Annotated in this window: 4 protein-coding genes; all 4 read left to right on the forward strand. The window is 37.2% G+C overall.

Annotated features, from left to right (window positions below):
* Positions 1 to 205 precede the first annotated feature (205 nt).
* The 4 genes from hfq (at position 206) to lptC (ending at position 3,390) form a co-directional block, all read left to right on the forward strand.
* Positions 206 to 802 carry an RNA chaperone Hfq gene (gene hfq, locus QZ265_RS10220; protein ID WP_296405866.1) on the forward strand — a complete coding sequence of 199 codons (597 nt, stop codon included), beginning with the start codon at positions 206 to 208 and terminating at the stop codon, positions 800 to 802.
* Between the two features lie 269 nt (positions 803 to 1,071).
* Entirely contained in the window at positions 1,072 to 2,070 is a 999-nt protein-coding gene (locus QZ265_RS10225; RefSeq protein WP_296405867.1) for a KpsF/GutQ family sugar-phosphate isomerase, read from the forward strand.
* Between the two features lie 42 nt (positions 2,071 to 2,112).
* Positions 2,113 to 2,643: an HAD-IIIA family hydrolase gene (locus QZ265_RS10230; RefSeq protein WP_296405868.1), complete on the forward strand. Its 531-nt coding sequence runs from the start codon at positions 2,113 to 2,115 to the stop codon at positions 2,641 to 2,643.
* A 159-nt stretch (positions 2,644 to 2,802) separates the two neighbouring features.
* Positions 2,803 to 3,390 carry an LPS export ABC transporter periplasmic protein LptC gene (gene lptC, locus QZ265_RS10235; RefSeq protein WP_296405869.1) on the forward strand — a complete coding sequence of 196 codons (588 nt, stop codon included), beginning with the start codon at positions 2,803 to 2,805 and terminating at the stop codon, positions 3,388 to 3,390.
* Positions 3,391 to 3,489: the final 99 nt, after the last annotated feature.

The following is a 3,489-nucleotide window of genomic DNA, read 5'->3' on the forward strand; positions in this document are numbered from 1 at the left end:
GCTTTGGCTTGTGCTTACATTTGGCTGAAATTATGAATGTTCAACACGCCCTAAATAACTACATAAAAACAGCTATATATAAACGAGCTTAATAAATACAATTAATTAACAACGAAATTTAATGGCTTTTTTAGATTGACACTAATAATCTAATAATTAATTTGTCATCCACATATAATAAATTAAAATTTAGGAGACATCCCAAATGTCAAAAGGACAAACACTACAAGATCCGTTCTTGAACTCATTGAGAAAAGATAGAATTCCAGTATCTATTTTTTTAGTAAATGGAATTAAGTTACAAGGTCAAATTGAATCATTTGATCAATATGTAGTCTTATTAAAAAACACCGTTAGTCAAATGGTGTATAAGCATGCTATATCAACGGTTGTTCCAGCTCGTAATCCACGTAGTAGTAGCGTAACCCCAGGAGCAATCTCTCAACAACCTGCTGGGTATCAAGGCGGATTTGGTACGCCGCCTGCTGCTTCTGGTGGTTTTGAACGTGGTGCAGCTGGATTTGAAGCAGGTGGTTTTGCTAACAAACGTAGTACTGGCTATAATCGTGGCGGATTTGCAGATCGTGGTTTTAACCAAGAAAGGGGTGGGTTTGCTCAAGAACGTGGGTTTGGTGTAGAGCGTGGCTTTGAAGGCGACCGTGGATTCGATTCGGACAGAACCTTTGGTGCTAATCGTCCGCAACAAGGTTTTGGTGAGCGTAATTTTGAAAAACGCGGTTTTGCTACGCCTACACCGCCAGAAGATGACGATCTTGGTAATAATTTTAGCAATGATGAGTAATTTCACTCTTTCGGTTTAACCTGTATAACTCGTTTTAGGATATTACTAAACAATACATTGGCTTAATTTGATGATAAATATAACCTGCTTCGTTGCAGGTTTTTTTATAATCTGAATTTGAATTTATTACATTCAACTTACATCCAGTAATGCTTGTAGTAAGGGTTAATATGCTAAACTTAGCCCTTACTAAATATATTGTGTAATTCACTGTACTATATTTAATTATTTTGAATATAAGCCAATAATAGCGATAAGTTTAAAACACTATGAAAATTCAGACTCGTCCTCCAACCCCTGAAGAATATATTAAATATGCCATAGATGCGATTCGCACAGAGCAAAATGCACTAGAGCTTTTAATTCAGCAACTCGATAACAGATTTGTTGAAGCTTGTGAATTGATTAGATGTTGCAAAGGACGAGTGGTCGTTACAGGTATGGGGAAGTCTGGCCATATTGGCCGCAAGATTGCGGCAACTTTTGCATCTACAGGCTCACCAGCTTTTTTTATGCATCCAGGTGAAGCAGGGCATGGCGATTTAGGGATGTTGGTTGCAGGTGATGTGCTATTAGCGATATCAAACTCAGGAGAGTCTGATGAAATTAAAACGTTGCTTCCTGTGGTTAAGCAGCTTTCTATTCCGTTGATAAGTATCAGCCGTGATAGGCGCGGTATGTTGCCACAGGCAGCGGATGTGGCACTAACATTGGGTGCCTTTGAAGAGGCTTGTCCACTTGGATTGGCACCTACTTCAAGTACTACAGCCACTTTAGCGTTAGGCGACGCTATTGCAGTGGCCTTGGTTCATGCCCGACACTTCACCTCAGAAGACTTTGCTTTATCTCACCCAGCAGGCGCTTTAGGGCGTAAACTTCTTATGCGCGTGAGCGACCTTATGCACCATGCAGAAAAGGATTTAAAATTACCACTAGTGACTAAAGATACCACTTTGCATAATGCTCTATTTGTCATGACCAGCGGACGTCTAGGAATGGCTGTGGTAGTAGATGATGACAATAAGGTAGTGGGTATCTTTACAGATGGTGATTTGAGAAGATGTTTAGAAAAGCATATAGATTTACAAACGCCGATGTCAGCGATTATGACAGCCAATCCAAAACAAGTATCAAAGTCGATGCGAGCCTCCGATGCGCTTAGTTTAATGAATGAAAAAGCGATCAGTCAGCTATTAATTGTTGATGAAAATCAGCAGTTAGAAGGGGTTATTAGTATTCATGACTTATTGCAAGCAGGTGTTAGCTAATTTTATTATTCATAAATCATCAGTTAAAAATAGAAGGCAATTATGAAAGATTTGGTTCAAGCAGCGTCTAAAGTAAAATTACTGGTATTGGATGTGGATGGTATTTTATCGAATGGTCATATCATTTATGATGCCAACGGTGTGGAAACGAAATTCTTTAACGTAAAAGATGGTATGGGGGTAAAGTCTCTAAAATTAGCGGGTGTAAAAACTGCTATTATTACCGGCAGAAGTAGCTCAATGGTCAATCAGCGTGCTAAAGAAATGGGGGTTGACTATGTCATCCAAGGCCGTGATGACAAGCTTGAAGCTTTAAAGCAGTTGCTTTTAGATTTGCCTATAAAGTTAGAAGAATGTGCTTATATGGGAGATGATTTACCTGATATAAAAGCACTGCAATCGGTAGGTTTTTCTGCCACTGTACCTAATGCTCACCAAGAAGTATTAAGTCGAGTCCTAATGGTCACTACCCGAGTAGGTGGTGAAGGCGCGGTGAGAGAAGTTTGCGATTTAATATTAAAAGGTCATGGTAAATATCAAGAATATATCAGTAAGTACATACTTGATAATTAAGTAATTTATTTCCAATTATCAAGTTACTGATAATAGTTTATAGGCTTAGTATCTGTTTAAAAAATCAGATATATAGTGGTAATTGATTAATAGTAATACTTTTATTAAAGAATATGTTTATCTTTTATCAAATAATATATTTAGCTATAAAGAGGTGTAATGAATACCCGCTTTTTATTTTCAATTTCAATATTAATCGCCATATTTGCGGTTTGGTTTTATAGGAACCAAGGCGACTTAGACTCTATTTTGAATATGTCTACTAGCAATATAGAGTATGAAGCCACTGATATTCTTGCAGTTCAGACCAATAAAGAGGGTGTGGCAGAATATGCGCTTACGGCAGATAATCTAACGCATTACTCAGATAAAAACTTTGATAAGTTAGTGGCAATGAAATTAAATTGGCGTCCTAGCAATAACCAAAATGTTATAGTGAATGCTGATGAAGCTGTTGTATATCATGAACAATCAAAAGTAGTAATGACAAATAACGTATTGTTTTCAAGCCAATCAAACGCTAATGTACAAACGGCAAAACCGCCTTTAAAGTTAGTCGCGTCTGAATTGATAGGTGATATGGAAAATAAAGTGGTTTTCAGTAAGAAACCTATAAAAGTAACCCAAGCAGCTAACAGCTTTGAATCTTCAGATTTCGTTGCAGATATGAACACCGGTGACTATGAATTTTCAAAAGTTGCAGTAACTTTTATGCCTCCTGCCCGTAAAGAAATTCCTTTATTTTAACTGTTACTATAACCTTCACTTGCATTACGATTTTAACTACTAAGTTAACCTGAATTCGGGATAAGAAAAAGCTATAAAAAAAGAAGTCCAACATTGCTA

The organism is Psychrobacter sp., from assembly GCF_018260395.1.
In the GTDB taxonomy this organism is placed as follows: domain Bacteria; phylum Pseudomonadota; class Gammaproteobacteria; order Pseudomonadales; family Moraxellaceae; genus Psychrobacter.